Source organism: Edwardsiella tarda ATCC 15947 = NBRC 105688 (assembly GCF_003113495.2).
Taxonomy (GTDB): Bacteria; Pseudomonadota; Gammaproteobacteria; order Enterobacterales; family Enterobacteriaceae; genus Edwardsiella; species Edwardsiella tarda.
This window is the reverse complement of record NZ_CP084506.1, coordinates 58,741-84,770: the sequence shown is the minus strand read 5'-3', so window position 1 is coordinate 84,770 and position 26,030 is coordinate 58,741. Positions and strand designations below refer to the sequence as shown.

Here is a 26,030-nt window from a genome sequence, read left to right as displayed (position 1 = left end):
ACCCGCTCTGTGTTAGAATCGCCCCCCGTCATCTTATTGCTTATTTTATTCTCATCATTGCAGGACCCATCATGAAACGTGAATTAGCCATCGAGTTCTCTCGCGTCACCGAAGCGGCGGCACTGGCCGGATATAAGTGGTTGGGGCGCGGCGATAAAAATGCAGCCGACGGCGCCGCTGTCAACGCCATGCGCATCATGCTTAACCAGGTCGATATCGACGGGGAGATCGTCATCGGTGAAGGGGAAATCGACGAGGCGCCGATGCTGTACATCGGTGAGCGCGTCGGCAGCGGCCAAGGCGATCAGGTCGACATCGCCGTCGATCCTATCGAAGGGGCCCGCATGACCGCTATGGGGCAGGCTAATGCGCTGGCCGTGATGGCTGTCGGCGACAAGGGGACATTCCTGCATGCCCCAGATATGTATATGGAAAAACTGGTGGTTGGCCCGCAGGCTAAAGGCTGCGTCGATCTCACTCTGCCGCTTGAGACTAACCTGCGCAACATCGCCGATCGCCTGGGCAAACCACTATCCCAGCTGACGGTGATCACCCTGGCGAAACCACGCCACGACGCGAACATCGCAACAATGCAGGCGTTAGGTGTACGTGTCTTTGCCATCCCCGACGGCGATGTGGCGGCGTCGATCCTCACCTGTATGCCGGAGAGCGAAGTCGATGTGATGTATGGTATCGGCGGCGCCCCGGAAGGCGTCGTTTCCGCCGCCGTGATCCGCGCCCTAGATGGTGATATGCAGGGGCGTCTGCTGGCTCGTCATCAGGTGAAGGGGGATACGCCTGAGAATCGTCGCCTAGGCGAGCAAGAGCTGGCGCGCTGCGCCCAGATGGGTATCTGTGCCGGCGAGGTACTCGCGCTGGGAGACATGGCGCGTAACGATAACGTGATCTTCTCGGCGACCGGTATCACCAAAGGTGATCTGCTGGACGGCATCTACCGTAAGGGTAACGTCGCTACCACCGAGACCCTGTTGATCCGCGGCAAGTCACGCACCATCCGTCGTATCCGCTCTACTCACTATCTGGAGCGGAAAGACGCCCAGATCCGTGACATCATCCTGTAACATCATCGGGATACAAAACGGCGCGCCCATGGCGCGCCGTCTGCTTAGCACGAAGCTCAATGCCATCCCCGCGAGTTACAGGATCTGCCCCTGCTGACGCACCTTATGCGCGATGGGCAACCAACACAGCAGGATCATCACCGCCATGGCACTCATCAACATTCCCAGGCTGAACTGACTATTCTGCGGTAATAACGCGGAAAACCAAGCCATCGCGCCTGAGCCGACGTTTTGTAATCCACCGACGAGCGCACCCGCCGCACCGGCTAACAGTGGGAAAGGCTCCATCGCCCCAGTGGTCGCCAGCGGAAACAGCATACCGGCACCAAAGAAGAACAGGGCTGCCGGCACGATCAACGTCCAAATATTAATGATCCCAAACCAGCTCGGCATCCACATCAGCAACCCAGCTAGCAGGCAGCTAAAGACCGCATGCCACATCAACGTCGCGAAGGATTTTCCCGGACGCCCCGCATACCAGGCACCGAAAAAAGCCGCCGGAATCGGTAAAATAAACAGGATGCTGACCACAATACCACTGAGATGCAGTACCCCGCCTAGCAATACCCCGGAGCAGGCCTCAAACACCGCCACGCCCGCTAATCCCCCCACCAGCATAATCAGGTAGCAGACAAACTGACCGCTCCCCAACAGTTGACGATAGCTGGTAACCAGATTGCTGTTACCCGCCGCCGCCGGGCGTGTCTCCGGCAGCCAGCGGAACATGCTGTAAGCGACACCGGCACACAGCAACAGCAGAAAGGCAAAGCAAGCCCGCCAGCTGATAAAGGCATCCAACAGGCCACCGATCACCGGTGCCAGTAAGGGGCTGACCAAGATCCCCATATTCAACAAGCTATTGGCGTAACGTAATGCCGTACCACTATACAAATCGCGCGGCATGGTACGCGCCATCACGCCCGCGACCCCGGTCCCTAACCCTTGCAGAGCCGCTGCCAATACCAAGATATGCAGACTGGGTGCGAGCAACGCCGCTAACGCCCCCAGCATGAAGATCCCCATCCCGGCCAAAATCACGGGACGACGACCGACACGATCGGACAACGGGCCATAGATCAGTTGCGAGGCACCATAAGTCAGCAAATACGCCGCCATCACGCTTTGCAGTGCGCCGCTACGCACACCCAGATCATGCCCCATATCAGGGATCGAAGGCACATAGATGGTCTGCGCCATCTGACCGACGGCGACCAGCAGGATCAACATGACCAGCAGATGAAAATTTTCTAGCTTTCTCATTATGTTACGCTTACCAACGCATTATTAACCAGAGTGATAAACCACAGAGATAATGTATTTGTGGAATCTATGACCATATTCGGGCGCATAATCTAACAGATAAAGCTAAAATTTGTTCTCTACGTCGCGCTTTGTCCTGATTTTTATTGGCAGCGCGGATCGCCGTCAGCGTAAAGTAAATGTGACAGCCGGGAAGGGATTCTGCGACAGGTTTAAAAATAAAGAATATTTATCATTTAATGGAGTTTTATAAATTATTAAACTCAGTCGATTATCAATGTCTCGCTTACCACAAGGATCTGTGCCATGAAGACACCCGAATTAATCTTGTTGCAGCTAAAGAGTCTGGGTCCGCAGTCGGCCAAAATGTTGGCGGAGCGCATCGCCATCACCACCATGGGGGTACGTCAGCATTTGCAGCAACTCGAACAACGGGAATTGGTTTGTTATGAGGAGTCGCGCACCAAGGTCGGTCGCCCTACCCGCTTCTGGTCGCTGACCAGCAAGGGACATGCCCAATTTCCCGACCGTCACCGCGATCTCTCCCGCACCCTATTGGAGGGGACACAGAAACTGTTCGGCAACCAAGGCGTCGAACAGCTGCTCGAAATCCGTGAAGATGCCCTCTATACCCGTTACGCCAATGAGTTAGCACAGCATCCCGAGGGCGAAGAACGCTTCCGCGCGCTGGCTCGCCTACGTCAAAGCGATGGCTATATGGCCGAGGTTGAGTTCGAAAATAATGCGGTGGTATTGGTCGAGAACCACTGTCCCATTGGCATCGCCGCCAATACCTGCGGTAAGCTGTGCCACTCCGAGCTACGCCTGCTTAACCGCCTGCTAGGCTCCGAGTATCACATTGAACGCGTAGAGCACATCATCAGCGACTCACGTCGCTGCGCCTACCGCATAACCTCCCGGGAGTGATTAACATATGGCCGAATGGGTAACGGGTACCATTACGCAGGTTCAGCACTGGACCGATAAACTGTTTAGCATTCAGCTGCAAGCTCCGATCAAGCCGTTTCAAGCGGGGCAGTTCGGCAAGCTGGGCATGGATATTGGCGATGAGCGTATCCAACGTGCCTATTCGTTCGTTAACCCACCGAGTAGCGATACGCTGGAGTTTTATCTGGTCACCGTCCCGGATGGACTACTCAGCCCACGCTTAGCGGCGCTGCAACCGGGTGACACCCTACTGATCAGCGATGAGGCCAACGGCTTCTTCGTCTTGGATGAGGTGCCGGACAGTAAGATCCTCTGGATGCTGGCCACCGGTACCGCGCTCGGCCCGTACCTCTCGATGCTGGAGGAAGAGCGGGATCTGGATCGTTTCGAGCATCTGGTACTGGTGCATGCGGTGCGCCATGCGGCCGATCTCAGCTACCTTCCTCGCATGCAGCAGCTGGTGCAACGTTATCATGGCAAGCTACGTATCCAGCCCGTCATTAGCCGTGAAGCCGCTGCTGGCACCCTCCAAGGCCGGGTTCCCGCCTTGATCGCCAACGGGGCCTTAGAGGCCGCCGTCGGCCTACCGATTAACGCCGAAGAGAGCCATGTGATGTTGTGCGGTAACCCGCAAATGGTTCGCGACACACAACAGGTACTGAAAGAAACGCGCGCCATGCGTAAGCATCTGCGTCGTAAGCCAGGTCACGTCACCAGCGAGCATTATTGGTAAGCGTACTCAGCGGCGGGCGATCCCTGAATCCCCGCCGTTAGCCGCCAAAACGGCGCCAGTTCACCGCCACTGCCGGTGGGCCATAACGGTTATCCCCCGCCGTACCGGCGAAGACGCCGCAGTCTAATATCAGCATGATATAGATCAGCAACGGCAAGAAGCGTCCCAAGGCCCAAACCCACACCGGCCCCAACATCGTCCAGTTACCGGCGGCCAACATCCAGGCTAACACCGCCAGCAAGGCCCACCAGCCGGACTTGTTGCGATCGTGTAGGCGTTTCACCCATACCGCCGCCGTCGGCCATAATGACAAGACCAATAAAAAGGCGGCCGCCTGGAGTGGAAGCATCCCTGCACCCGCTAGCGAAAATAACACCAGCAAGAGCAGCAACCAGATCCCCATCCAAGCCCAAAACGCTTGTCGCCCCAAGCGGCCACGTAGCGAGAAGCACCACTGTTGTAAGCCCATGCACCATCCTTTTATCATTTGGTTCAGCCAACAGAGCGCCGCAGTGTACCCGATCCCCCGCTCTTCAGCGGAATTTTTACGCGGCTTTTTGACAAACATGGTCATAAAACGCTTTAATCATCCCTCGGATCGTTACCTGCCGTTTACTGGATTATGAGCATGCTGCGAATCGCCCTACTCTCCATCCTCTTGCTGGCCAGCCTGCCCGCCGCCAGCGACGCCGCCTCGTCCGATCCGGCCCCCGAGTCATCGACCGCCGCCTATCTCTTACCCGGTGCACCGACCTTCGATCTTACCCTGGTTAGCTTCCGCACACGCTATAATCAAGACTTTCCGATGCTCCCCTTGGCAGAGTATCGCGCCATCAGCGTACAGGATGAGGATCTGCCGCTAACCCGGGCCGCAACGCGTATTAATCAGGCGATTTACTCCTCCGTGGTGTTAGAGAAGGGGACAGGGAAGATCAAGAGCCTACAGATCACCTATCTGCCTGAGAGCGACGCCGAGGTAAACAACACGCGAGAGAAGGGGAAACGGGAGGCCAAGAATGGGGCGGACAGTACCGATCGGCAACTGGCTATCCGTTATATTGCAGCCATTATGCAAAGCTTCTCACCCACGCTCTCGGCACAGCAAAGCCTGGAAAAAGCCACACAGCTATTGAGCCGTGGTAAAAACCACGCCTACTACAGTCAACAGGATGGTTCCTTACGCTATGTGGTAGCAGATAGCGGAGAAAAAGGCATTACATTCGCTGTTGAACCGATTAAGCTAGCACTATCAGAGGATGCTGATCCCCAAAATCCATAGGCATTTAATGATGGAAAACAAAGCGTCTGACGCGCAATTTTTTATACTGTCAGACAGAATATGCCGATGAGGCAAATTGATTTCGATTATGTGTTTCCCAATTGGAGGAAAGAAAATGCGTCAACCACTCGTTATGGGTAACTGGAAACTGAACGGTAGCCGCCACATGGTTCACGAACTGGTCGCCGCGCTGCGCGCCGAGCTGAGCGATGTCGCGGGCTGTGACGTCGCTATCGCACCGCCGACCGTGTATCTGGATATGGCCGCTCATGAGCTGGCCGGTAGCCGTATCGCTCTCGGTGCCCAGGACGTCGGCATCAATGCCTCCGGCGCATTCACCGGTGAAACCGCTGCCGCCATGCTGAAAGATGTCGGTGCGAAATACATCATCATCGGCCACTCCGAGCGTCGTACCTATCACAAAGAGAGCGATACCTTCATCGCTGAAAAATTCGCTGCACTGAAAGAAGCTGGTCTGATCCCGGTTCTGTGCATCGGTGAAACCGAAGCAGAAAACGAAGCCGGTAAGACCGAAGAGGTCTGTGCGCGTCAGTTGGATGCCGTACTGAAGAGCATGGGCGCCCAAGTCTTCAAAGGTGCGGTCATTGCCTATGAGCCCATCTGGGCTATCGGTACTGGCAAATCGGCTACGCCGGCGCAGGCTCAGGCCGTGCATAAGTTCATCCGTGACCACATCGCAAAACACGATGCGGAAGCCGCCCAGGAAGTCATCATCCAGTACGGTGGATCCGTCAACGCGGCCAATGCAGCCGATCTGTTCAAACAGCCGGATATCGATGGTGCATTGGTTGGCGGCGCTTCGCTGAAAGCCGATGCCTTCGCGACCATCGTACGTGCTGCCGCCGAAGCCGCACAGGCCTAAGTCGCCCGTACGTCATCTACGCGATAATAAACGGCGCCCCTCACGGGCGCCGTTTTTTATTCCGTCCCCACGCCGTAATCAGCGTATCGGCACGGCCCAGCGTCAACATAAAAAAGCCCCGCCGAGGCGAGGCTGATAAAACGGTCAGCGGTAAGACTGAAGTTAGAACAACATCTTAGCCGTATCCAGCCAATCGCCCTTAAACGGACGCTTCATGTTTTCCACTGCATCGATGATATCGTGATGTACCAGTTTTTCGTTCTGGATACCGACGCAACGGCCACCATATCCTTGTAACAGCAACTCAATGGAGTAAGCGCCCATTCGCGAGGCTAAGATGCGGTCATAGGCGACCGGCGCACCGCCGCGCTGAATATGGCCCAAAACCGTCGAGCGCGTCTCACGGCCGGTTTCCTGCTCAATAAACTTAGCCAACTCATCAACATCACAGATATGCTCAGTGATCGCGACGATGGCGTGTTTCTTACCCTTGGTGATACCCGCCTTGATCTCTTCGACCAAGTCCTCACGCTTAAACTCCACCTCCGGCAACACGATGTATTCGCAACCACCCGCAATCGCCGCAGCCAGGGTCAAGTCGCCGCAGTAGCGGCCCATCACTTCCACGATGGAAATACGCTGGTGAGAGGATGACGTATCACGCAGGCGGTCGATCGCCTCCACAACGGTCTCCAGCGCGGTGAAATAACCAATGGTGTAGTCTGTCCCAGCCACGTCATTATCGATAGTGCCCGGCAGGCCGATACAAGGGAAGCCCATCTCAGTCAGACGCTTGGCTCCCATATAAGAGCCATCGCCACCGATGACGACCAGGGCATCCAGGCCAAACTTACGCATATTCTCCACCGCTTGCGCCCGCACTTTCTCATCGCGAAACTCCGGGAAACGTGCAGAGCCGAGGAAAGTACCGCCACGGTTGATCACATCGGAGACGCTATAGCGATCCAGTTGCTCAATACGTCCTTCATACAGACCGAGGTAGCCATCATGGATGCCATACACATCTAACCCTTTGGACAAGGCTGCACGCACGACACCGCGGATGGCCGCGTTCATGCCCGGCGCATCACCGCCACTGGTCAAAACACCGATTTTTTTGATCATGACTACCTCTGAGCTTGTGGATACTATTTCTTAGAAATGGAGTGGCTTGGCGCGTATAACGCTGGCTCGACCACCGCATACGACGGTAGCCAACGCCCTCACGCTGCCCGGTACCCGCAACACCGGCCCAGGCCCCGCCTTCTGGTACAGAAAATGAACACATTAGTCGATTACTGTGTAATATTATAGCAAAGTAATCAAGCTGAATTGATTCAGGTCAGTCCACACATGGTAAATATTTTACTGTGTAAAAAAAATAGCAGTGCTGTAATCCGGCTCACAAACTGATATTTTTTAACACTCCCATCGCCCTTTTTGTTCAAGGGGCACCACCGAGGTCGGATCTTGGTGAATGATCACATCTGCACCGGGAAAGTGTTGCAATAGATCATGCTCAACCCGATCGGCAATAGCATGAGCTTCTACCAGCGGCAGCGCATCGTCCATCTCAATATGTAACTGAATAAAACGGGTCGGCCCAGACTGACGGGTACGCAGATCATGCAACCCCAATACGTCACGATGACGATGGATCAACGAGACAATCAGTCTACGCTCCTCTTCACTCAATGCTCGGTCAAGCAACGACTGCACCGCCTCATAGCCCATACGCAAGGCGCTATAGAGAATATAGACCCCAATTCCCAACGCAAATATGGCATCGGCCCAGGTCACACCATACCAACTCAGCCCCAACGAAATCAGGATCGCCCCATTCATCAGCACATCAGACTGGTAATGCAGCATATCCGCCCGCACCGCCTGACTCTGAGTCTTACGCACCACCCAGCGCTGAAAGGTCACCAGCAACATGGTGCTGATCAAGGCGAAAGCCGTTACCCAGATCCCGACACCGGGATCGTGCAACGGCGCCGGCTTAATCAAGTGTTGGAAGCCCGTTAGGAACAGGAACAGTGCAGAACCGCTGATAAACATGCTCTGTGCCAACGCCGCCAACGACTCCGCCTTACCGTGACCAAAGGTATGGTCTTCGTCGGCTGGCTGCAGGGAGTAACGGATCACCAATAGGTTAGTCAACGAGGCCGCGATATCCACCAGTGAGTCCACCAACGAGGCCAGCAGACTGACCGATCCGGTGTACCACCAGGCCAATATTTTAAAAATCAGCAGGATTGTGGCTGTCACTGTCGCGGCTAATGCCGCAACCTTGACCAGTCGTGCATATTGCTGATGCATAGATCCACCCAAAAATAGTATTTGCGATTAGCCGACCAGTATAGCGAATTGCACAGCAAAAAAGGCAGCTCATCGAAAACCCAAGATTTGGCCCACACTGCGCCAGCCCCGTCACGCGACCGACCCGACAACACGGGTGTTCAGCGCTATGAAATGGGTCACCCCAATTGAATGGAGAGGCTCAGCCATGTCGATGTAAAAATAACAAGCGAAAAGCCGGTGAGAAAGTCGTGGACGGAACTATACCGATCAACAGGCAAGCGGGTATGGCTATCCAGAGGAAAAATCATGGAGACGCCACACCAGCCGCTTCATAGCAATATTTTTGTCTTAAAAGATGACTCGGGATAGGAGACGAGGAACGCACCAGCGTTTCTTGTACTCACCCGACATAAAACCATAGGAGTATTTCACATCGGCACCTAATTCGGCGACGCGCTCAATATTACGCCACATCAACATGGTGCCGAGGGGGTGCTCGCAGGTAACATCGTAACCAATGTTGATAAAATCGACAAAGATACCTCTGACGGACTCTGTTTTAAGCAATAGTTGGATGCCGATGATTTGCCCATTTAACGTAGCGATATCGCCATAAAAACAGTGCTGAAATCGCCGAAAGAACGCCTGATTCATCGCCAAGTTTGTAACACCTTGTCCCCAACGCTTTTTAAGTAGCGCATCATAACTATCTAGCAGTACATCAGCAGAGATAGTGCTAATATCGATAAAAGCACCACCAGATTGCTGAAATTTTTTTATTTCACGACGTCGAGTCTGCTGTGTTTTTTTAGAGAAATCGGGGATCTTTTTTGCTATCGCTTCCAGACGCTTAGAAAATTTTTTTAGTAATATTCAATGAGTAGGGGTAATCACCACTCAAGCAACGCGCCTTAAAGGGTGCACAACAAAATACATCACGTCGCATCGGTAACACAATTCCCGATACCGGCAGCGGTAAGCCGACAATAGATTTATTATTATTTTTGAAATCATTAACCAACCATCCATTATCAATACAAGCTGCCGCAACTATCTCGCCATGATGATAATAGGCAATAAAATTAAATTTCGCCCCATAGTTAATCATGAATTCAATATAGTCTGGCGCAGATTCCGCACTATACCCATAGCGTTGCGCTACCATCTTATAGCTAGCAAAATCACATTGCTGCCAACCGAGTAGTTTTTTAATAAGCATTGACTAAACTTAGACATGTAACACATCAATGCCATCTCGGTAGAGATAATAGCCACCCCACATACCGGCCAACAAATAGCCACGTCTGCTAGATACTCTCAAAACCGACAAACACGTGTTACTCGTCTACTTTCCCATAAAGTAAGATTAAAGATAAATTCATCATACGATTAATATTACAATATATCATAAAATGTAACTTTGTATAATAAACAATTAATATACAAGAAAGTGATTATATTGATGCTGACGAGGGGCGTTCACGATCTCGTGACGCTCGCATGAACACCATGGTGACGAACGATGATCAATACCTCAGCGATCGATGAGGGAAGAAGGATAAACAAGAGATAAAAAAAACCCCCACATCATGTGGGGGAAGACAGGGATGGTGAAGAAATCCTGAAGGTAATATTATGGAATAAAAGGATTTATTCTAATACTCGTCTACATTTTGACTACGCTTCGATAAAAATAAAAAAGCTCACGGGGAACCGTGAGCTTTCTTTCCTCAGGCTTTATCCAGCTCTAAGGGGAGTTGATCCCGACCTCGATGTGATGCTGGGAAATCTTCCCAAGGGATCTCTTTTGCTGCTTTCTTGTTGCGACCAACCAGACCAATCACGTTTTCGATCGAGTAAAAGCATGCACCACAGGTCAGGTTGTTGCACTGGTAGTAGGTCTTTTTGATAGTGCGCTCTTCATTCATGTAGCGACTGGTGCGTTTGCGAGAGGATGCTCCGCATTGAGGACAATGGAACATGGGCGGCTCCTGATGGTATGGCAATACCCATAGTTTACGGTGTCGTTATTCTGGCGTCGCAATCCATTCTGGTATCCTGGCCTCCAGATCCAGGTGCGTAGTAAAACCATTGCCATCAATTACGTGTTCAGCTTTAGCAATAATCCAATCCTGATTATCTATCGTTGGCTTAAACCCTGCTACCTGACCGTGCATTTCGGGGTAGAGATCGGCGCGCCCACGCGCCAGGGTGATGCTGAACTCGGCGGCGCCGCGTTGGAGTTGCTGCCACTTTGCTGCAGCAGCGCGCCTGGCAGCCTCTTCGTTCCGATAGGTTTTACGCAGCACATACACATTACCCTCTGCCCCGGTCATGTAGTCGCCGTCTCGGCTACTGCTTTTCTCTCGCTTCTTGGTGGTGCGCCGCTTGACACTGACTTTCCGTTTCTTACCAAAGTTCAGATCCAGCCAGTAGGCGCGCACCCCTGTGTAAGCCTGTCTATCGGCAATACGAAATCGATGGCCGTCACCATCACTGCGTTGCAGGTGGAAGGATGGCAGGGCCTTACCATCAGCGGTTACACCTCCGCCGGGTAGGATGAACAGCAGCCTAGCGTTCTTGACGGTAGCAATGGCGCCCAGCATATCGGCCATGCGAGTAAGGAACGACATATCACTTTCTTCTGTCTGGTCAGCGTGATCGATCTCGATATTCATCAACATTTCGCTGATGCAGGGTTGCAGCTGGTAGCGGTGGGCGATGGCGGATACGACGCGTTCGACGGTGACATCATGCCAGGAGACTTCTCGCTTCACATTGAACTCCTCTCGGAAATCTGCGCTACGGGCGGTAATGCTCAAAGTATCGGGCGGGCCTTCATGCGAAATCTCATCGATGATAAACCGCCCTTTGTTAACGAGCGGCTCTCCCATCCATCCGAGCATTAGGGTTAGAACTGCCCCACGTGGCGGTAGAGTCAACATGCCGTCAGCATCGTCCAGTGTTAGGGTGAGCTGATCGGCTTCAAAGCCCCGATTATCGGTCATTGACAGATTCATACAGCGTCGGTTGAGCAGCTCAATTGGCTTGCCCTCCATGATGATACGAAAGTCTGGCGACTTGATGGGGTCACATAACGTGTCTCGGTTGCTGTTGATATCTAGGGCTGATGGTTTTGTGGTGTTCGGCATGGTTATGATCTCCTGCGGCTATGCTCCCATGCGCGCGCGAGGGCTAACATCTTGTTTTTGTTGTGGGATGAAGGGGAGAGCCTAAAGCGCGTGAATTGCCGTGGCGGGTTGGTGAAGATGGGACTCCGACATGATATTAACCCATTAACCCAATGGTGGATCATATGAGTGAAAGCCGTTTTCACGGTGCCCGCGTCCATGAAAAAACCGATCTTGCCAACCCGTACAATGATATTGATAGCAGTGTTGTCGGATTGGTCGCGGTGGCAGATGATGCCGACGCGGAAACCTTCCCCCTGAACAAGCCTGTTTTGCTGACACGTATTGAGCCGCTGCTGGGTAAAGCTGGCAAGACTGGTTCGCTGTATAAGTCACTGAAGGCCATTGCCGATCAGGCCAGCACCAAGGTTATCGTGGTGCGCGTCCCAGCTGCAAAAAGCGAGGATGGGAGTAAAACCCAGGATCAACTAGTCGTGGGTGGTACTGAGTCCGATGGCAGCTATACCGGAATGTACGCGTTTCTCGTTGCCGAGCAGGATGAGCATATCGGTTATCGACCTCGCATCCTGGCGGCGCCGGATCTGGACTCAGAGGCGGTTACCTCATCGCTATGTGTGATCGCCGGCAAGCTGCGGGCATTTGTGTATGCCAGCTGCCATGGCTGTAACACGATGGCGGAGGCGATTGCCTACCGCGCAAAATTCGCCTACCGCGAGCTCATGCTCATCTGGCCGGACTTCATTGCCTATAACCCCGCATCCGGTCAAAACGAAGTGTTCCCGGCGCCAGCCTATGCCTGCGGTCTGCGCGCGCTGATTGACCATGAGCAAGGGTGGCACAAATCACTGTCCAATGTGCCCGTGAAAAATGTACTGGGGATCTCCAAGCAGGTTTTTGGGCGCTTCAGGCTGACGATAGTGATGCCAATAACCTGAACAACAAAGAGATCACCACGCTCATCAAGCGTAACGGCTTCCGCTTTTGGGGTAACCGCAGCACGGATACTAACGCCTATATTTTTGAGGTTTATACCCGTACCAGTCAGGTTCTGGCGGATACCGTGGCAGAGGCTCAGTTTGAAGCGATTGATGAACCGCTAACCCCCACCAACGTCAAAGATGTCTTGAGTGGGTTACGTGCCAAACTAAACCAGCTTGTCACCGCCGGGCGCCTGCTGGGTGCCAGCTGCTGGTTCGATATTGTGGAGAACCCGACGACCGAGATCCGCCAGGGGCGAGTACGCATCCAGTACAAGTACACGCCGGTGCCGCCGTTGGAAGATCTGGAGTTCACCCAGACCTTCACGGACGAGTTTATTGGGCCGGCGTTCGCATCACTGGGAGGGGCATAAATGGCTATTCCACATGTAGTCCGACTGTTCACCTGCTTTGTGAACGGTAAAAACGAAATCGGCAAGGTTACGTCGGTCACGTTACCCAAGCTGAGCCGCAAAACAGAGAACTTCCGGGGAGGTGGCATGATGGGAGCGGTAGCCATTGATCTTGGCCTAGACGATGGGGCATTGGATGCCACCATGGTCTTGGGTGGCGTGGTGAGAGAGGCGCTGCTGGAGTATGGCGGCGATATGAGTCACACCGCATTACGTTTCGTCGGCTGGCTGTATGACGATGAAGGTGGGAGCCAGGCATGTGAGGTTGAAATGCGCGGCCGCATCACCGAGATCGATATGGGGGAGACAAAGCAGGGCGAGACAACCTCGCACTCCTTCAGTCTTAAGAATACGTATTACAAGCTTTCCATCGATGATAAGCCGCTGTTTGAGTTTGACTTGCTGAACTTCATCTATCGGAAAGATGGCAAGGACATTGTGCCGGATCGCATCCGTTCCGCGCTGGGTCTGGGCTAACCATTATCAATAGGGGCGGCCTACTATGCCGCCCGGAGTATTATCGCCATGAAAGAGCAAACCATGAATGCAGAGAACGCCACCGTAGAGAGCAGATTGTCTACTGCCGATATGCCGATGGAGAAGGTGCGGGATAGCCTGCCTGATGCCTCACCTGTCCGTTTGGTGCGAGAGTTGACACTATCAAAACCGATTGAACGGAAAGAGGGGTGTATCACACATGTTGAAATTAGCGCAGTGGCTGGCCAGTCAGGATCCCTGCGTGGCCTGTCTGTTGCCGACCTGGCTAGCATGAAAGCGGATGCCATGAAAATCTGGCTATCCCGTGTACTGTCACCAAGCCTGAATAAACAGGAGTTGGATGAACTAGCTACCGGGGACTTTATGGCGCTATGTGTGATGGCTGCTGATTTTTTAGCGCCAACGCCCTTTGGCGATGCGAAAAAGGCGGCGATGGAAGCCTGATTGCCATAGCGCAGTTTGACCATGTCGAGGACATGGTTGCTGATATTGCCACGGTATTTAACTGGTCGCCTGCTGATATCTTCACGATGACGCTGGATGACATGATTGCCTGGCGTGAGCGGGCGGCGCAACGAAGCGGTGCCCGCGATGACAACCCTTGATATTCGTGTCGCCTTTAGCGCGATCGACAAACTTACCCGACCTGCTATGACAGCCCGCCGTTCGGCGGGCGCCCTGGCCGAGTCCCTGAAGCGGACTCAGGCTAATATCAAAAACCTGGTACCCCAGGCGAAATCCTTTTCCCGATTGCGGGATGCATTTGCAAAAACCAATACGCAGATCCAGAAAGCGCAACGTGAGCTGAGTGGCCTTCAGGCTGTGCAGCGTAGTGGCGCCATCCTGACCGAAAATCAGCAGACCCTGATGGCATCTCTTGCCACCCGTCTTGAGCGGTTGAATGAAGTCAGGGCGCGAGAGAAAGAGCGGTTACGAGAGGCGACACGAGCCATGACCCGGCACGGGATATCCCTGGCTGGCGGTGATCGCACAATCGAGAGCGCCATCAGGCGTACCGAACAATACAACCGGCAACTGGCGCGTGAGCAACAGATACTGACTGCAGTGACTCGTGCTCGGCAGCGTTATGAGCGGGCGCAGCAGTTGGCTGGGCGATTACGTGGTCGTGGAGCCATGGCGATAGGCGCTGCCACAGCGGCGGGATATGGGACAGGGCGTTTTCTGGCTCCAGCGGTGGGCTTTGACCAGAAGATGGCGCGCGTTCAGTCGCTGACGCGCATCGACAAGGACAACCCACAGTTTGCTGCGCTGCGGGAGCAGGCCAAGAAACTAGGCGCGGAGACCGCCTTTTCTGCCAGCGATGCCGCCAACGGTCAGGCGTTTCTGGCTATGGCGGGTTTTACTCCTCAGGCTATTAGAGCTGCATTGCCTGGCGTATTAAACATGGCGCTAGCCGGTGGTATGGAGTTGGGCGAGAGTGCGGATATCGGCTCTAACGTCTTATCGCAATTTAATCTCAATCCAACGGAAATGAATCGCGTCAGCGATGTGCTAACGGCAACATTCACGCGTACCAATACCGATTTGCGTGGTATTGGTGAGGCGATGACGTATGCCGGTGTTGGTGCAGAGAAACTTGGGATTAGTGTTGAAGAGACGGCCGCCCTGGTGGGCATCTTGGCCCAACAGGGGATCCGTGGAAGCATGGCCGGGACAGGGTTGCGGGCGACACTGGGGCGCCTGGCAGCGCCCACCGACAAGGCCAGGACCGCACTTAAAGAATTGGGCGTATCAGCCGCTGATGCTCAGGGGAAAATGCGGCCGATTACTGATGTACTGCTCGATCTGTATAACGCAACCAGGAAATACAGTAACACCGCGCAGGCTTCTTTCTTCAAGGATATTGCGGGGGAAGAGGCCTTCACTTCATTGCAAACTCTTGTCGATGCTGCCGGCAAAGGGAACTTGCAGGCTTTACTGAAAGAGCTTGAGGCGGCACGAGGTGAGGCTGGAAAGGTCGCCCGGGTGATGGCCGATAACCTTGGAGGGGATCTGGATAACCTCAGCAGTGCCTGGGAGGGGCTGCGTATACAGATTGAAGAGGTGATTGACGGTGGGTTGCGCAAGCTGACACAACAACTCAGCGATGTGATTACGCGGGTATCCGATTGGACGAAGGCCAACCCCACTCTTGCACGAACGGTACTGGTACTGGGTGGCAGTCTGTTGGCGTTGACGGCAGCCATGGGGGCGTTATCACTGGCAGTGGGTGTATTGATTGGGCCTGTTGCCAAACTTCAATTGGGTTTCTCGCTCCTGATGGGGACCAAAGGTCTGGGGAGGGCACTCCCAATCTTCTCCCGGCTGGCGAAGGTTGTCCGTGGCCCATTAGGTGGACTTCGTGGCTGGTCGGCTGTTCTGCGCCAGGTGACCGGTGGTCTGGGGCGTTTGGGGAGCGTATTACCTGCATTGCGAAGCCTGCTGGTTGGTGCGTTTCTCTCACCGGGCGGTGCATTACTGTCACTGGGGCGAGGAATTGGCTCGCTATTGCTGCGGTTAACCGGGTTGCCAACCTTGTGGAGCATGATTACAACAGGTGTTTCTCTGCTGAGCGGCGCCATTTCCCTCCTGTTGAGCCCCATAGGCCTGCTGGCAGCGGCGTTCGTGGCTGCAGGTGTACTGGTTTGGAAATACTGGGAACCCATCAAGGTATTTTTCGATGGGTTTATCACTGGGATGATGGCGGGGATCGCCCCCATTCGTGCAGCATTTGAACCGTTTACCCCTCTGTTTTCTGGCATCGGGGATGCGATCAAGTTTGTATGGGAGTGGTTCACTCATCTCTTTGAACCTGTGAATGCCAGTAGGGATACTCTGGAGAAATGTACTTCGGCGGGCGAGACCTTTGGTCGCGTAGTGGGTGCAGCGCTTCAGGCACTATTAACTCCCGCAACGGCACTTATGGATGCTTTGGGTTGGATCCTGGAAAAACTGGATATGATCCCCGATGGTATTGAGCGAGCACGGCAAAAGGCAGAGGAACTGCAGGCGCAGTCCTTGCTGAAAGGGAAGGCTAATGCGCTCCTGGCAACGGTTGATGCCATTGCGCCAAAAGAGTCTCCCCAGACGCCCAAGCCCATCCCTGTCGTGCCTGGCGCTGGTTTTGAAGCGCTGAGCAGTCATGGCGTGCTGAACCGGATAGCCAACAATACCGGCGACATGCTGAAGGAAACCCGCAAGCGGATTGGGCCGGGGGATATCGTGTTCAGAAACCTACCACGGGCGTTAGCGGTGCGTGGCGAGTGGAGGGAGCCAACAAGCGGAATGCTGTCTGGCGGACGCGCAGCGCTGCCCGGTATTCCTGCGGTTGCGGAGGTTCGCACGGCGCCCTCTTTGGCCCCTGTTGGCACGCTAACGAAAACTGCGGCCCCGGCCATGTCATCGGTTCAAAATGACAGCGTTTCAATTGGTGATATTCATGTGCATTTGCATGGTGTGACTACTCAGAATCCGCAAACATTGGCGAAAATGGTAGGTGAGGCGGTCAGGGTTGAACTTGAGAAGCAGGCGCGAGCCAGACGTGGGAGCTATCGAGATGCAGACTAATGAGGTATCACCATGATGATGATTTTTGGAATGTTTGTTTTTGAGCTCAGGACGTTACCCCATCAGCAGTTGCAGCAGAGTAAATCCTGGCGGCATGTGAAAAATGAGCGTATCAACCATTCTGCCAGTTGGCAGTATATCGGTAGTGGTGAAGATCAGATTTCGTTGTCTGGTGTGCTGTACCCGGAGATCACCGGGGGTGAACCGTCGCTGACGATACTGACCACGCAGGCCTACACGGGGCGGGCCTGGCCGCTGATTGATGGCGTGGGGCAGGTGTATGGTATGTATGTGCTCACAGGGGTGAGGTTGACCCGTTCTGAACTGGATCAGTACGGGAAAGCCCGGAAGATTGAGTTTAACCTTGATCTCCAGCGCTGTGACGAGGATGTTCGGGAGCGCCTACAGGTATCATCTATTGGTGATTTGTTGCCGGATCTAAGAAGCAAGGCTAACACTATATACAACGATGTTAATCGTTCACTTCATGCGCTTTTTAAGTAGGGGAGCAAAAAAGCCGCTGCAATGCAGCGGCAAGTTTGACAAGTTTACAGGAAGCATTTCCCCTTTCGTACATACGAAGCATATATTAAATATTAAATTGCCAATACTCATAATTGATGCTTTTTTTATTTTCAACAAAACATATAGCCATCGATAAATTAATACTCTTAAAAACTCATTTGCGCCCCACCTTATTCTGCTTGCGTATTAATCAGATAGGGTGCATTATTTATCTAATTATTTGTTAGGATGCTAACTAAGATGATATTGGTATTTTGGAATGTGATTATCTTTGAGTGTTGATTTAGCAAGTGAAGTGCCGTGCAATAAATAGTATTACTGCGGCACTTCAATATTGGAAAAAGAATTACAATCCTACCGTGTCATCCTTTCTCTGACTATTAACCGGAAAATACCGGTAGAGCGTCGATACCCCCACCCCGTAGATAATGGCCAGCTGCTGGCGAGTATGTCCCTTAGCCAATAGCCGCCCAATCTGTTCCCGCTCATGCGGCGTTAATGCGTTAGGCCTTCCACCTATGCGTCCCTGTGCTCTGGCTGCTGCCAACCCGGCCAGTGTTCGTTCGATGATCAGCTCACGTTCCATCTCCGCCAGTGCCGACATAACATGAAAAAAGAAACGCCCCATGGCAGTGCTAGTATCAATACTGTCTGTTAAAGAGCGGAAGTGGGCACCGCGTTCATGTAACTCCGATATCAGTGCGATCAGGTTCTTAACGCTGCGCCCTAGCCTGTCCAGTTTCCACACGACTAGAGTGTCTCCGCTATTAACGCACTTTAAAGCGCGTTTCAAACCGGGGCGGCTGGCAACTCTCCCACTCATACGGTCTTCAAAAATGCGGTCACAGTTTGCGCTTGTGAGGGCATTACGCTGTAAATCGCTGTTCTGGTCGATTGTTGATACGCGGATATAACCAATGACGGCCATCAATTCTCCTCCTCTATTTCGCAGAGGGAGGATTCTTGCAGGTTTCGCTATGTGTTGCCGCTTTTCCAAAAACCTTGGTTTGCGAGAAACTATCAATCAGGCCGCAGGTGCGCTACAGAAAGAACAGAATGGTGCAGACATCCCCAATAAAGATAAATTTACACAAGCCATTGGGGCGGGACGCGCATTCGGTGAATCGATAAGCACTGGAGCAGGTAATTGGACTACAGCGCAATTTATTGAATGGTTGACCTCTAAGTTTGCATTTGATCACCCATACTGGATGTGCAAGTGCTCCTGGTCATATGGCAACAATAAAGTAATTACTGATACTGGGTGTGGTGACATTCAGTTGGCTGGTTGTGTAATTGAGGTTATGGGAAATCGGTCAGCAATGACGGTTAGAATTACCACACCGACGACAACGATTTCTAATAATGCCCAATTCACCTATATCAATCACGGTAGCGATTATTCGCCAGGCTGGCGTCGTGACTATAACACACGCAATCCACAACCTGCTTTTGCATTAGGAAAAACCGGTGATACTGCTGTATCTGATACAGGCGTTGCATGGAATGCTCCTAGTGGGGTGTACCAGGCGAATGTTCCAGGAGCATCATGCCTAATCCTTCATTTCAATATGGGGGTAGGAAGTTGCCCAGCAGTACAATTTAAGGTGAATTATCGCAATGGTGGCATTGCTTACCGTTCTGCGCGTGATCGTGCCGGATTTGAAAACGGTTGGATAGAGCTAATGCCTGCTACGAAAACAGTGCAAGATATTCGTTTCTCAACTAAAGAGAGCGTCTGGATGTGGAATGGCCCAGGATACAATGATCAGCCACCATATGTGATAACCGGGGTGGCAAATGACAACCGCGATGAATTCCCAGACCAAATTTACCGCCGGGCACTCCAAAAATTTATTAACGGCACATGGTATAACGTAGGTGGTCTATAATGTTACATTTGAAAAATCTAACCCGATATGAGCCAGAGAGTGGCGAGGAAAAAGAAATTGCCGAGCTGTTTGAGGCTTTTTTTTGGCATGATGAATTAGGGCGAGACTGGTATCAAGCAATAGCACAATTTCAGCCAAATACTTTCAAAGTGAAATATCTCCCCGATGGGGAGATTTGCGCCATTAATAAAGATGCCAGTGCAATTTGTCCCGATGGTGGAAGTGTTGTCGAAATGGCCTCATTACCCAATGGAGCGGATGGTGATGGTGGATGGCAGTTTGTTGATGGGAGCATCATCCCTCGGACGTACACCACCGGCGAACTGACGGTCCAGGCGGAACAGAAGAAACAGCGCTTGCTGGCCGATGCTGCGAAGGCCATTGCCCCATTGCAGGACGCCGTCGATATTGGCGTAGCGACACCAGAAGAGGAGGCAAGGCTAAAGGCTTGGAAAAAATTCCGCGTTGGCATCAATCGGGTAGATACAACGCAATTGCCTGCAATATTCCCATCCATGCCTGAATAACAGAGCGCCCGCATTATTGCGGGCGTAGGTTTTATACTGATGGTTTTACCGGCCATGACTCAGGCAGGCTATCTGGGTCAACCGCTGCCACAGATTGTGCGTAGCGCATCCATTCTTTGAGCTTTTCTTTATCTGAGTCAAGAATAATGTTTAGGGCTAATTGAGTTTGCCATAACTTTGTGACTGTATCGATTTCAGCTAGTAGAGATGTTTTTTTAAGCGCCGCCTCTCTTATTAAATCCTCTTTTGTTGGTGGTGGATTAACGATGGACATCGCTTCATCCTCTGAAATATGAATCAGGCCATCTTTGATGTATTCATCCTGTGAGCCATCAGCATCATAAGCGTATATAACATTATTGCTGTCTTTAAAATATTTCATCGTAACTCCACCCACTCTATTAGCTCTCCCCAGCCTTTGGCAATTGAAGCAATATATGAAGAGCCTGGTGGCACTATGGCACTGGGATAAACCCATTGAATAGCGCCAGTCACGTTTGCCGCGTCACCACCCGCAGCCTGGACACCATCTACATTTATGGATATTTCAGCATTGGCATCAATGCGAGCCTTTACTTTTACAAATATCGGTCTAGTCTGAGTATTTATATACGTGATGCCTATTTTTCGTGAAGATGTCATGACCTGATATGATTGGGAAATCCCGATTGCGTGATTAAACCTGATATCATCCCCTGCCGCTACAGTTCCCGTAGCCGAGCCAATGTTTTTTGAAGCTGAATCACCCAATCCTAACTCAGGATGCGTCGGTTTATTGACGCTGCTATATTGGACCACCCACATCTCATAACGGTCTGCCCCATACCAGGTCTGTCTTGTCGCAACATGACCCTTATGACTAATAAATAACTGTTCAATGGTGTTATCATTTTTGATAACTATCATCACTCCATAGCTATAAATTGGAGTTCCGTGAACATTGGGGAAATCATCAACAGTGCTCGCATCATCAATAGAAATACTGTAAAACCCTGGAGTCGTGTAGCTCGCTAACAATTCACCATTACGAATCGTTTTAACAACTCTCTTTGAACATGCATCCTTTGCCAGATTGATAGTTTCTCGCAAACCAAGGTATTCAAGAAGCTGGGCGACATTTTTTCCGCTGAGCGCTGTCAGGGTAGCGTTCAGTGGCTGTTTCCCTGATAGTTGCCGGATAATCTCATTGGCAAAATTCGGGTTGTTGTTCAGAGCGGCGGCGATCTCTTGTAGCGTATCCATTACGCCTGGGGCTGAGCCAATAAGTGCAGCAATTTTCCCTGCAACAAATTCCGCATTAACAAGCTCACGCCCTCGAGCTGATGCCGGTGGTGTGGGGGTGGTTGGGCTCCCCGTGAGCACCGGGCTGTTTAATGGCGCATAGTCGGCAAGAGCGGCTTTAACGTGAGCTGTTGTTGAAAGCCTCTTGCTGTTATCCGTCTTGGGCGGTGTGGGCGCAGTCGGTTCACCCGTAAGCGCCGGGCTATTAATCGGAGCTTTGGCCTCCGCCAAATCTCTGACTTTTTTTACAGCTGCGGGCGTTGCAGCTTTGCGCTCATCGGCACTGTTGTCATCACTACTTAGTTGCACAAAGCCTTTGGCTGTTGTTGTCGCGTCGGGATGGTTGCGCGAACGTTCGTGTACCTGGAGCTGGCTATCAACATATCCTCGTACCTCGATGGCTTTCTCATCGGCATACTGGCGTGTCGCCAGCACGATAGCGGGATCAATCTTCAACGTGATGGCGTCGCTACTGGATACGATCAGCACAATACGAATGACCTGCACCCGACCGCTGCCCTCCTGAAGTCGTGGCTTATAGGTTTCGGGGCAATTGGCGATAGCAATCATATTGCCGTCTTTGTCCAGCAGCGCTGCTTCACGGATCCACCACCCCCCGACATCTTCCGGGAGCACCTGCTCTGCAATAATCTGGCTGGGGTTTTTCGGGTCAATGGTCAGTGAATTAACTGGCGCGCGCCGAACTTCACGTACCAATACCGTTTGCGCCGGATCGGGGGTGGGGAGCATGCCATTGCCATCTCCGATGGCCATCTGGGTGATCTCCAACTTGTTACCGAGTGCAGCAGCATTAGCCAGCTTAGCTGCGCCAATATTGGTTAGAATCGCAAGATATTTACTCGCCATGATAAAGCTCCATGGTGTCAATTAAGTGAACGATAGCGCCCGTATTGCTGTTCCCACCCGCTGTAATAACTTCTGGCAGGTAAGGGTAAACGGTCAGCGTGTCTCCGTAGAAATGGCCAGCACCGATCGTGATGGTGCCCGTAGACTGAAGAGAGAGCGCGATCCCGGTTAGGTGGCGGCTGCGTGGTTTGGCATCGTCAATCAGGCGCTCTAGCTCGCGACGGGTCTCGTCGGTGATCCCCTGCTCCTGTATCCCAATCTCTAGGCTGAACGTGCCTCGCGGCCCGCCTGTTTGCCACCACTCGTTAACCTTCAGTAAATAGCCAAACGGCTCTACAGCCTGACGTAGCGCGTAGATGGTTCCCTTGTGCCGATGTATTTTCCAGGAGGCGCGGATCACGGCACGCTTGGTCTGCTCTGGCCAGTTTTTATCCCAGCGGTTGACTGAACGCGCCCAGGCCAGGTAGGGCAGAAGCGGGGCGGGACAATGGTCAGGATCCCATAATGTGTTGAGTGGCACAGGGATCTGCTCAATGCCGGTTTCGGCGCGCTCAATACAGCGCATAAATTCACCGGCGGAAGGAGGCAGCAAGCTGTCACTCATCGGTGCCCCCTTTGCTCAATACGACGTTATCGCACCAGGCGACCTGGGTGTCGGTTATTTCGAGATCGGTTGCAGGTGACACCAGCTCAATACGCTGCACGCCCTGTACATGGAGCGCAGCCATGATGGCGGAGCGTGCCACATTGCGGCCGATTCTCCGTTGCTCGAGTAGCCAACGTTGCAGGGCCTGCTCTGCTGCATTCTGAATGGGTTCCGACTCGGGGCCGGGATAGAAAAACAGGCGTGCCTGAATCTGGTAGCGCACCAGCTCAGCACTTTTAACGGTTAACCGATCCCCCACGGGGCGGATGTGCTCAGCCGACAAGGCGGTGCGTACGATCTCCAGCAACTCAGGTGACGCGGTTCCCTGCTCACCAAAGGGCAAAATGGCCACAACCACCTCGGCGGGGTGTGGACTGGTCGCCCGGGCATCGGCAACCTGACCGCTCGCGCTGCGGGCAAAGAACTCATAAGCACCTGTCGGGCCCGCCACGCTTAATCCTTCAAAGGCCGCCTGTGCGCGCAGGCGTAATGCTGTATCACTTTCGTAGATTGCGTCTGCCGTCTCGGTTGCCGCCTGAATGAGCAAGCGACGAGTATCATTATTGGCTGCCAAATTATCCAGATCGGTGCCCGCTGAGTGACTTAACATGCAAGCAGCGGCAGCCTCATTGATACGTTGGCGTAGTAGCATTTCACGGTAAGCGATGGTCTGCGCGATGGCATTCAGCGGCTCGGACTCCAGACGCATGGCTGCCGCAATCGCTGGGCGTTGCTCTTCAGGGAAGGCGCTCAGCATCACCTGCTTTACCTCCGTCAGGATGGTCTCAAAATCCAGCACCTCAATGATTTGGGGTTGTGGGAGTTGGGATAAATCGACAGTAGGCATGAGTGCTCCTTACAGTTCGGCCGTGAAACGGGCGGGCTGCATGTTTTCGATAATGATGCAATCCAGTGTTAGTTCGGCCCGCGCTCCGCCGGTATAGCGAAGATCAATATTCCTGATGGCAATGCGTGGTTCCCAGCGTGTGAGGGCAATCACTGCGGCACTCATGCATTGAAGGCGTGTTGTCGCATTCTGTGGACTATCCAGTAGGTCTGGCACAAGACTGCCATAGTCGCGGCGCATGACGCGGGAGCCCAGTGGGGTAATGACGATGTCCTGGATGGCTGCCTGTAGCTGGTTGGCATCACTGAGTGTGCCAGGGCCGCGCGGATCCATACCGGTGTAACGTGCTGTCATTGGGTGCCCTCCGTCCAGCTACCACCACTTTGCACACCGCCATGGCTATGGGTGTCAACCTGCACGCCATTGGATGTGAATTTTCCGCCACTGTGCGTGAAATCACCCCGCATCTCGCCGCCTTTAGTCACAGAGAGAGTGGCGGTTTCCAGATGCTGGGTGCAGGTTACCTTGGGGGTATGCAGTGTGATCCCGATAGAGGCGTAGATATCGGCGGTTTTAATCCCGGTAGCTTCCAGTGCGCCCGCGGCGGCGTCATAGCGGAATGTGGCACCGTCGGGGGCGGTCAATACCGCTTCCTGTCCCGTTTGTCCTGGTGCGGGATTACCCGCGCTGTAGAGACTGCCGATGATCATCGCCGTTTCCGGGTTACCCCCCATACAGCCGATAGCGACCTGCTCACCCACTGCTGGCGGTAGCCATAGTTTGAAGGCGCCGGCGCGGGCGGTATTCCAGCGTAACCAGCCGGTTAACAAGTCGCCACTGCGTACCCGCACCATCCAGTTTTTGGTATCGACCTCAGCGACCACCCCGACGCGGAGGATATTCTCCAGCAGGCGATACAGCTCGGCACTCATGGGCGATGCTCTCCCAGGTGCTGCATGATGATGTCGGTGAGCTGACGCTCATCCCGTGGTGTCAGCCCCAGCAGCTCGCGTGCGGGGTACTGTGCCATCACGCCAGCCCCCACCTGATCACGCAGACCAAACTGGTGAACGCGGGCAATGCGCGCCGCGCGCCCCTGATAGCCTACGGTGACGCCTTGCGGCGTGGCCTGCATTTTCAGAAAACGGGCGGCACGGAGTTTCTGGAACATGGTATTGGCCTTGCTTTTGGCTGTGTTGCCCCGAGTCGTTCGCGTCTTGATTTCCAGATAACGCTCAATATCGCTGCGAAAGAAGGTGCGAATGTCATTGCGCTCGATATCAAAGCCGGTAATGGTGGCACCGTGGCGGCCAATGCCGTGATGCCAGTTTCTCAGGGTGCGAACCTGATCATTCCACAGGAATTTAATCCCCTGCTGAGTACGGCGAATGCGGCGCCCACGCGGTGTATACGTGGATCCATCCGGATTTTTCTGCGCGGCAATATGGCGCTGCTGGCCGCGTCGGATTTGCTGTCCGGCGGCGCGGGCGAGCCTAGCCCGTTCGGCGGTTGTCATGGCGCCCACAATCTCGGCGATAATACCGTCCAGAGTCTGAAACTGTCGGTCATTCATTGGTGGCGCTCCAGGTTACATCGTCAATCAGGGTCTGCCAGTGTTCCGCTGTGTCATCCACAGGGAAGGGCGGCTCAGGCAGATGCTCGGTAATGAGTTGGCCTGCAGGATCGAGGGAGACCTTTACCCGTTCGTAAAGTGGGAACTCAAACAGCAGATCGACACTGTCGTCGTCATTTGGGTTTGTCTTAAATTTAAACGCCTTGCTCTTCTCCGGGTTCAGCAGGAGATCGGGCTGACTGGCAAACAGCCAGCTTATGAGCGGTACGACCAGACGATCGATATCGGCGGTGTAATCCATGACGAAAATCACCGCCTTGTAGTGATAGGCAAAGGAGAGGGTTTTTCCCCTGATTTCGATACCGCCCTCTTCGGCAAAGACGGTGAACCTCTCCGGGTTGGCACGACACCACTGGCTGGTATGAGTCAGGGTGCGCCGCAGGCTATCCAGTTTGAACATTGTGGCCTCCCATCTTATGGCCTGGTGGGCGTGTTTAATCGTTGCTGACGACGTTGTTCCAGAGTGGCGATCCCTGCCTTGTCGGCGTTACAGGCCTCAAGGGCGTCCAGCAGACTATCCCCCCAGGTGGCGAGGCGTCCCCATGTCACGCGTACCGGGAGCGGTGGCGTTGGCGTTGGGGTGGTCAGGCTGGGCGGCGTGGGCTCGCACAGGATCTTCGCCGGTGGCGCGGGCGGCGTGCTGACGCAGGCGGTCAACCACCCGATCAGGCACAGCAGTGCTGGCGCACGTATCATTTTTAAGATCAGCGCGTATC

At 53.4% G+C, this 26,030-nt stretch carries 30 protein-coding genes and 1 pseudogene; 13 read left to right on the top strand and 18 right to left on the bottom strand.

Annotated features, from left to right (window positions below):
- The first annotated feature begins 71 nt into the window (after nucleotides 1–71).
- Nucleotides 72–1,082: a class II fructose-bisphosphatase gene (gene glpX, locus DCL27_RS00505; protein WP_228594459.1), complete on the top strand. Its 1,011-nt coding sequence runs from the start codon at nucleotides 72–74 to the stop codon at nucleotides 1,080–1,082.
- Between the two features lie 75 nt (nucleotides 1,083–1,157).
- Here the strand turns inward: glpX and emrD are convergent, their stop codons facing one another.
- On the bottom strand, nucleotides 1,158–2,342 hold the full coding sequence (gene emrD / locus DCL27_RS00500; RefSeq protein WP_005290961.1) for a multidrug efflux MFS transporter EmrD: 1,185 nt from the start codon (nucleotides 2,340–2,342) through the stop codon (nucleotides 1,158–1,160).
- A 306-nt stretch (nucleotides 2,343–2,648) separates the two neighbouring features.
- Here emrD and DCL27_RS00495 point away from each other — a divergent pair, with 306 nt between their 5' ends.
- Entirely contained in the window at nucleotides 2,649–3,269 is a 621-nt protein-coding gene (locus tag DCL27_RS00495) for a helix-turn-helix transcriptional regulator (RefSeq protein ID WP_005290967.1), read from the top strand.
- Between the two features lie 7 nt (nucleotides 3,270–3,276).
- Nucleotides 3,277–4,023 (top strand): ferredoxin--NADP(+) reductase, encoded by a 747-nt coding sequence (gene fpr, locus DCL27_RS00490; RefSeq protein ID WP_035597180.1) that lies wholly within the window; start codon nucleotides 3,277–3,279, stop codon nucleotides 4,021–4,023.
- A gap of 37 nt (nucleotides 4,024–4,060) precedes the next feature.
- Here fpr and DCL27_RS00485 read toward each other — a convergent pair whose 3' ends face one another.
- Entirely contained in the window at nucleotides 4,061–4,492 is a 432-nt protein-coding gene (locus tag DCL27_RS00485; RefSeq protein WP_005290970.1) for a DUF805 domain-containing protein, read from the bottom strand.
- Between the two features lie 159 nt (nucleotides 4,493–4,651).
- On the opposite strand from DCL27_RS00485, the gene DCL27_RS00480 reads away from it, so the two are divergent.
- The gene (locus tag DCL27_RS00480; RefSeq protein WP_005295639.1) at nucleotides 4,652–5,302 is read left to right on the top strand and encodes a DUF1454 family protein; all 651 of its coding nucleotides are present in this window, start codon (nucleotides 4,652–4,654) and stop codon (nucleotides 5,300–5,302) included.
- 115 nt (nucleotides 5,303–5,417) lie between these two features.
- Nucleotides 5,418–6,185 carry a triose-phosphate isomerase gene (tpiA, locus tag DCL27_RS00475; protein WP_005295642.1) on the top strand — a complete coding sequence of 256 codons (768 nt, stop codon included), beginning with the start codon at nucleotides 5,418–5,420 and terminating at the stop codon, nucleotides 6,183–6,185.
- Nucleotides 6,186–6,347: 162 nt separating this feature from the next.
- Here the strand turns inward: tpiA and pfkA are convergent, their stop codons facing one another.
- From pfkA to DCL27_RS00445, 6 genes are all read right to left on the bottom strand, one after another.
- The gene (gene pfkA / locus DCL27_RS00470) at nucleotides 6,348–7,310 is read right to left on the bottom strand and encodes a 6-phosphofructokinase (RefSeq protein WP_005290977.1); all 963 of its coding nucleotides are present in this window, start codon (nucleotides 7,308–7,310) and stop codon (nucleotides 6,348–6,350) included.
- 294 nt (nucleotides 7,311–7,604) lie between these two features.
- Nucleotides 7,605–8,507 carry a CDF family cation-efflux transporter FieF gene (fieF, locus tag DCL27_RS00465; RefSeq protein WP_005290980.1) on the bottom strand — a complete coding sequence of 301 codons (903 nt, stop codon included), beginning with the start codon at nucleotides 8,505–8,507 and terminating at the stop codon, nucleotides 7,605–7,607.
- Between the two features lie 330 nt (nucleotides 8,508–8,837).
- Nucleotides 8,838–9,314: a GNAT family protein gene (locus DCL27_RS00460; protein WP_267255171.1), complete on the bottom strand. Its 477-nt coding sequence runs from the start codon at nucleotides 9,312–9,314 to the stop codon at nucleotides 8,838–8,840.
- Nucleotides 9,315–9,339: 25 nt separating this feature from the next.
- Complete coding sequence (locus tag DCL27_RS00455) at nucleotides 9,340–9,708, bottom strand: GNAT family protein (protein WP_228594458.1); 369 nt, start codon at nucleotides 9,706–9,708, stop codon at nucleotides 9,340–9,342.
- Between the two features lie 511 nt (nucleotides 9,709–10,219).
- Nucleotides 10,220–10,471, bottom strand: a complete 252-nt coding sequence (locus tag DCL27_RS00450) for an ogr/Delta-like zinc finger family protein (RefSeq protein ID WP_071526353.1) — start codon at nucleotides 10,469–10,471, stop codon at nucleotides 10,220–10,222.
- Between the two features lie 45 nt (nucleotides 10,472–10,516).
- The gene (locus tag DCL27_RS00445) at nucleotides 10,517–11,641 is read right to left on the bottom strand and encodes a phage late control D family protein (RefSeq protein ID WP_035599251.1); all 1,125 of its coding nucleotides are present in this window, start codon (nucleotides 11,639–11,641) and stop codon (nucleotides 10,517–10,519) included.
- 164 nt (nucleotides 11,642–11,805) lie between these two features.
- Here DCL27_RS00445 and DCL27_RS00440 point away from each other — a divergent pair.
- The 6 genes and pseudogenes from DCL27_RS00440 (at nucleotide 11,806) to DCL27_RS00415 (ending at nucleotide 17,600) form a co-directional block, all read left to right on the top strand.
- Nucleotides 11,806–12,992: pseudogene (locus DCL27_RS00440) on the top strand (phage tail sheath subtilisin-like domain-containing protein).
- Entirely contained in the window at nucleotides 12,993–13,508 is a 516-nt protein-coding gene (locus DCL27_RS00435; protein WP_035599248.1) for a phage major tail tube protein, read from the top strand. It abuts the pseudogene before it with no gap.
- A 48-nt stretch (nucleotides 13,509–13,556) separates the two neighbouring features.
- The gene (locus DCL27_RS00430; RefSeq protein WP_050979613.1) at nucleotides 13,557–13,973 is read left to right on the top strand and encodes a hypothetical protein; all 417 of its coding nucleotides are present in this window, start codon (nucleotides 13,557–13,559) and stop codon (nucleotides 13,971–13,973) included.
- A gap of 32 nt (nucleotides 13,974–14,005) precedes the next feature.
- Entirely contained in the window at nucleotides 14,006–14,134 is a 129-nt protein-coding gene (locus DCL27_RS00425) for a GpE family phage tail protein (protein WP_071526352.1), read from the top strand.
- On the top strand, nucleotides 14,121–17,096 hold the full coding sequence (locus DCL27_RS00420; protein ID WP_050979617.1) for a phage tail tape measure protein: 2,976 nt from the start codon (nucleotides 14,121–14,123) through the stop codon (nucleotides 17,094–17,096). Before DCL27_RS00425 ends, DCL27_RS00420 begins: the two co-directional genes overlap by 14 nt.
- Nucleotides 17,097–17,108: 12 nt before the next feature.
- Nucleotides 17,109–17,600, top strand: coding sequence for a phage tail protein (locus tag DCL27_RS00415; RefSeq protein ID WP_035599245.1), 492 nt, complete (start codon nucleotides 17,109–17,111; stop codon nucleotides 17,598–17,600).
- A gap of 367 nt (nucleotides 17,601–17,967) precedes the next feature.
- On the opposite strand, the gene DCL27_RS00410 is transcribed toward DCL27_RS00415, so the two are convergent.
- Entirely contained in the window at nucleotides 17,968–18,549 is a 582-nt protein-coding gene (locus tag DCL27_RS00410) for a recombinase family protein (RefSeq protein ID WP_035599242.1), read from the bottom strand.
- Here DCL27_RS00410 and DCL27_RS00405 point away from each other — a divergent pair.
- Both DCL27_RS00405 and DCL27_RS00400 read left to right on the top strand, forming a co-directional pair.
- Nucleotides 18,539–19,513: a phage tail protein gene (locus DCL27_RS00405; protein WP_223931161.1), complete on the top strand. Its 975-nt coding sequence runs from the start codon at nucleotides 18,539–18,541 to the stop codon at nucleotides 19,511–19,513. The two genes, DCL27_RS00410 and DCL27_RS00405, sit on opposite strands and share 11 nt — an antisense overlap.
- On the top strand, nucleotides 19,513–20,040 hold the full coding sequence (locus DCL27_RS00400; protein ID WP_035601137.1) for a tail fiber assembly protein: 528 nt from the start codon (nucleotides 19,513–19,515) through the stop codon (nucleotides 20,038–20,040). The genes DCL27_RS00405 and DCL27_RS00400 overlap by 1 nt, the downstream gene beginning before the upstream one ends.
- Nucleotides 20,041–20,071: 31 nt before the next feature.
- Here the strand turns inward: DCL27_RS00400 and DCL27_RS00395 are convergent, their stop codons facing one another.
- Genes DCL27_RS00395 through lysC form a run of 9 tightly spaced genes read right to left on the bottom strand, consistent with a single transcriptional unit; the run spans nucleotide 20,072 to nucleotide 26,010 of the window.
- Nucleotides 20,072–20,422: a tail fiber assembly protein gene (locus DCL27_RS00395; protein WP_035601134.1), complete on the bottom strand. Its 351-nt coding sequence runs from the start codon at nucleotides 20,420–20,422 to the stop codon at nucleotides 20,072–20,074.
- Nucleotides 20,419–22,188 carry a phage tail protein gene (locus DCL27_RS00390; RefSeq protein ID WP_115377669.1) on the bottom strand — a complete coding sequence of 590 codons (1,770 nt, stop codon included), beginning with the start codon at nucleotides 22,186–22,188 and terminating at the stop codon, nucleotides 20,419–20,421. The genes DCL27_RS00395 and DCL27_RS00390 overlap by 4 nt, the downstream gene beginning before the upstream one ends.
- A complete protein-coding gene (locus DCL27_RS00385; protein WP_035597276.1) occupies nucleotides 22,178–22,792 on the bottom strand; it encodes a phage tail protein I in 615 nt (204 codons plus the stop codon). The genes DCL27_RS00390 and DCL27_RS00385 overlap by 11 nt, the downstream gene beginning before the upstream one ends.
- Nucleotides 22,785–23,681 (bottom strand): baseplate assembly protein, encoded by an 897-nt coding sequence (locus DCL27_RS00380; RefSeq protein ID WP_035597279.1) that lies wholly within the window; start codon nucleotides 23,679–23,681, stop codon nucleotides 22,785–22,787. Before DCL27_RS00380 ends, DCL27_RS00385 begins: the two co-directional genes overlap by 8 nt.
- A gap of 9 nt (nucleotides 23,682–23,690) precedes the next feature.
- Nucleotides 23,691–24,035 (bottom strand): GPW/gp25 family protein, encoded by a 345-nt coding sequence (locus DCL27_RS00375; protein ID WP_035597282.1) that lies wholly within the window; start codon nucleotides 24,033–24,035, stop codon nucleotides 23,691–23,693.
- Nucleotides 24,032–24,613 carry a phage baseplate assembly protein V gene (locus tag DCL27_RS00370; RefSeq protein WP_035597284.1) on the bottom strand — a complete coding sequence of 194 codons (582 nt, stop codon included), beginning with the start codon at nucleotides 24,611–24,613 and terminating at the stop codon, nucleotides 24,032–24,034. The genes DCL27_RS00375 and DCL27_RS00370 overlap by 4 nt, the downstream gene beginning before the upstream one ends.
- Entirely contained in the window at nucleotides 24,610–25,254 is a 645-nt protein-coding gene (locus tag DCL27_RS00365) for a phage virion morphogenesis protein (RefSeq protein ID WP_035597287.1), read from the bottom strand. The genes DCL27_RS00370 and DCL27_RS00365 overlap by 4 nt, the downstream gene beginning before the upstream one ends.
- Complete coding sequence (locus tag DCL27_RS00360) at nucleotides 25,247–25,714, bottom strand: phage tail protein (protein WP_035597291.1); 468 nt, start codon at nucleotides 25,712–25,714, stop codon at nucleotides 25,247–25,249. Before DCL27_RS00360 ends, DCL27_RS00365 begins: the two co-directional genes overlap by 8 nt.
- A 14-nt stretch (nucleotides 25,715–25,728) precedes the next feature.
- Nucleotides 25,729–26,010: an Rz1-like lysis system protein LysC gene (gene lysC / locus DCL27_RS00355; protein WP_228594457.1), complete on the bottom strand. Its 282-nt coding sequence runs from the start codon at nucleotides 26,008–26,010 to the stop codon at nucleotides 25,729–25,731.
- Between the last annotated feature and the right edge of the window lie 20 nt (nucleotides 26,011–26,030).

What these genes read in the sequence shown, in the direction of transcription:
- glpX (WP_228594459.1), top strand. Translation starts at nt 72, where the DNA reads ATGAAACGTGAATTAGCCATCGAGTTCTCTCGCGTCACCGAAGCGGCG.
- emrD (WP_005290961.1), bottom strand. Translation starts at nt 2,342, where the DNA reads ATGAGAAAGCTAGAAAATTTTCATCTGCTGGTCATGTTGATCCTGCTG.
- DCL27_RS00495 (WP_005290967.1), top strand. Translation starts at nt 2,649, where the DNA reads ATGAAGACACCCGAATTAATCTTGTTGCAGCTAAAGAGTCTGGGTCCG.
- fpr (WP_035597180.1), top strand. Translation starts at nt 3,277, where the DNA reads ATGGCCGAATGGGTAACGGGTACCATTACGCAGGTTCAGCACTGGACC.
- DCL27_RS00485 (WP_005290970.1), bottom strand. Translation starts at nt 4,492, where the DNA reads ATGGGCTTACAACAGTGGTGCTTCTCGCTACGTGGCCGCTTGGGGCGA.
- DCL27_RS00480 (WP_005295639.1), top strand. Translation starts at nt 4,652, where the DNA reads ATGCTGCGAATCGCCCTACTCTCCATCCTCTTGCTGGCCAGCCTGCCC.
- tpiA (WP_005295642.1), top strand. Translation starts at nt 5,418, where the DNA reads ATGCGTCAACCACTCGTTATGGGTAACTGGAAACTGAACGGTAGCCGC.
- pfkA (WP_005290977.1), bottom strand. Translation starts at nt 7,310, where the DNA reads ATGATCAAAAAAATCGGTGTTTTGACCAGTGGCGGTGATGCGCCGGGC.
- fieF (WP_005290980.1), bottom strand. Translation starts at nt 8,507, where the DNA reads ATGCATCAGCAATATGCACGACTGGTCAAGGTTGCGGCATTAGCCGCG.
- DCL27_RS00455 (WP_228594458.1), bottom strand. Translation starts at nt 9,708, where the DNA reads ATGCTTATTAAAAAACTACTCGGTTGGCAGCAATGTGATTTTGCTAGC.
- DCL27_RS00450 (WP_071526353.1), bottom strand. Translation starts at nt 10,471, where the DNA reads ATGTTCCATTGTCCTCAATGCGGAGCATCCTCTCGCAAACGCACCAGT.
- DCL27_RS00445 (WP_035599251.1), bottom strand. Translation starts at nt 11,641, where the DNA reads ATGCCGAACACCACAAAACCATCAGCCCTAGATATCAACAGCAACCGA.
- DCL27_RS00435 (WP_035599248.1), top strand. Translation starts at nt 12,993, where the DNA reads ATGGCTATTCCACATGTAGTCCGACTGTTCACCTGCTTTGTGAACGGT.
- DCL27_RS00430 (WP_050979613.1), top strand. Translation starts at nt 13,557, where the DNA reads ATGAAAGAGCAAACCATGAATGCAGAGAACGCCACCGTAGAGAGCAGA.
- DCL27_RS00425 (WP_071526352.1), top strand. Translation starts at nt 14,006, where the DNA reads ATGGTTGCTGATATTGCCACGGTATTTAACTGGTCGCCTGCTGATATC.
- DCL27_RS00420 (WP_050979617.1), top strand. Translation starts at nt 14,121, where the DNA reads ATGACAACCCTTGATATTCGTGTCGCCTTTAGCGCGATCGACAAACTT.
- DCL27_RS00415 (WP_035599245.1), top strand. Translation starts at nt 17,109, where the DNA reads ATGATGATGATTTTTGGAATGTTTGTTTTTGAGCTCAGGACGTTACCC.
- DCL27_RS00405 (WP_223931161.1), top strand. Translation starts at nt 18,539, where the DNA reads ATGACGGCCATCAATTCTCCTCCTCTATTTCGCAGAGGGAGGATTCTT.
- DCL27_RS00410 (WP_035599242.1), bottom strand. Translation starts at nt 18,549, where the DNA reads ATGGCCGTCATTGGTTATATCCGCGTATCAACAATCGACCAGAACAGC.
- DCL27_RS00400 (WP_035601137.1), top strand. Translation starts at nt 19,513, where the DNA reads ATGTTACATTTGAAAAATCTAACCCGATATGAGCCAGAGAGTGGCGAG.
- DCL27_RS00395 (WP_035601134.1), bottom strand. Translation starts at nt 20,422, where the DNA reads ATGAAATATTTTAAAGACAGCAATAATGTTATATACGCTTATGATGCT.
- DCL27_RS00390 (WP_115377669.1), bottom strand. Translation starts at nt 22,188, where the DNA reads ATGGCGAGTAAATATCTTGCGATTCTAACCAATATTGGCGCAGCTAAG.
- DCL27_RS00385 (WP_035597276.1), bottom strand. Translation starts at nt 22,792, where the DNA reads ATGAGTGACAGCTTGCTGCCTCCTTCCGCCGGTGAATTTATGCGCTGT.
- DCL27_RS00380 (WP_035597279.1), bottom strand. Translation starts at nt 23,681, where the DNA reads ATGCCTACTGTCGATTTATCCCAACTCCCACAACCCCAAATCATTGAG.
- DCL27_RS00375 (WP_035597282.1), bottom strand. Translation starts at nt 24,035, where the DNA reads ATGACAGCACGTTACACCGGTATGGATCCGCGCGGCCCTGGCACACTC.
- DCL27_RS00370 (WP_035597284.1), bottom strand. Translation starts at nt 24,613, where the DNA reads ATGAGTGCCGAGCTGTATCGCCTGCTGGAGAATATCCTCCGCGTCGGG.
- DCL27_RS00365 (WP_035597287.1), bottom strand. Translation starts at nt 25,254, where the DNA reads ATGAATGACCGACAGTTTCAGACTCTGGACGGTATTATCGCCGAGATT.
- DCL27_RS00360 (WP_035597291.1), bottom strand. Translation starts at nt 25,714, where the DNA reads ATGTTCAAACTGGATAGCCTGCGGCGCACCCTGACTCATACCAGCCAG.
- lysC (WP_228594457.1), bottom strand. Translation starts at nt 26,010, where the DNA reads ATGATACGTGCGCCAGCACTGCTGTGCCTGATCGGGTGGTTGACCGCC.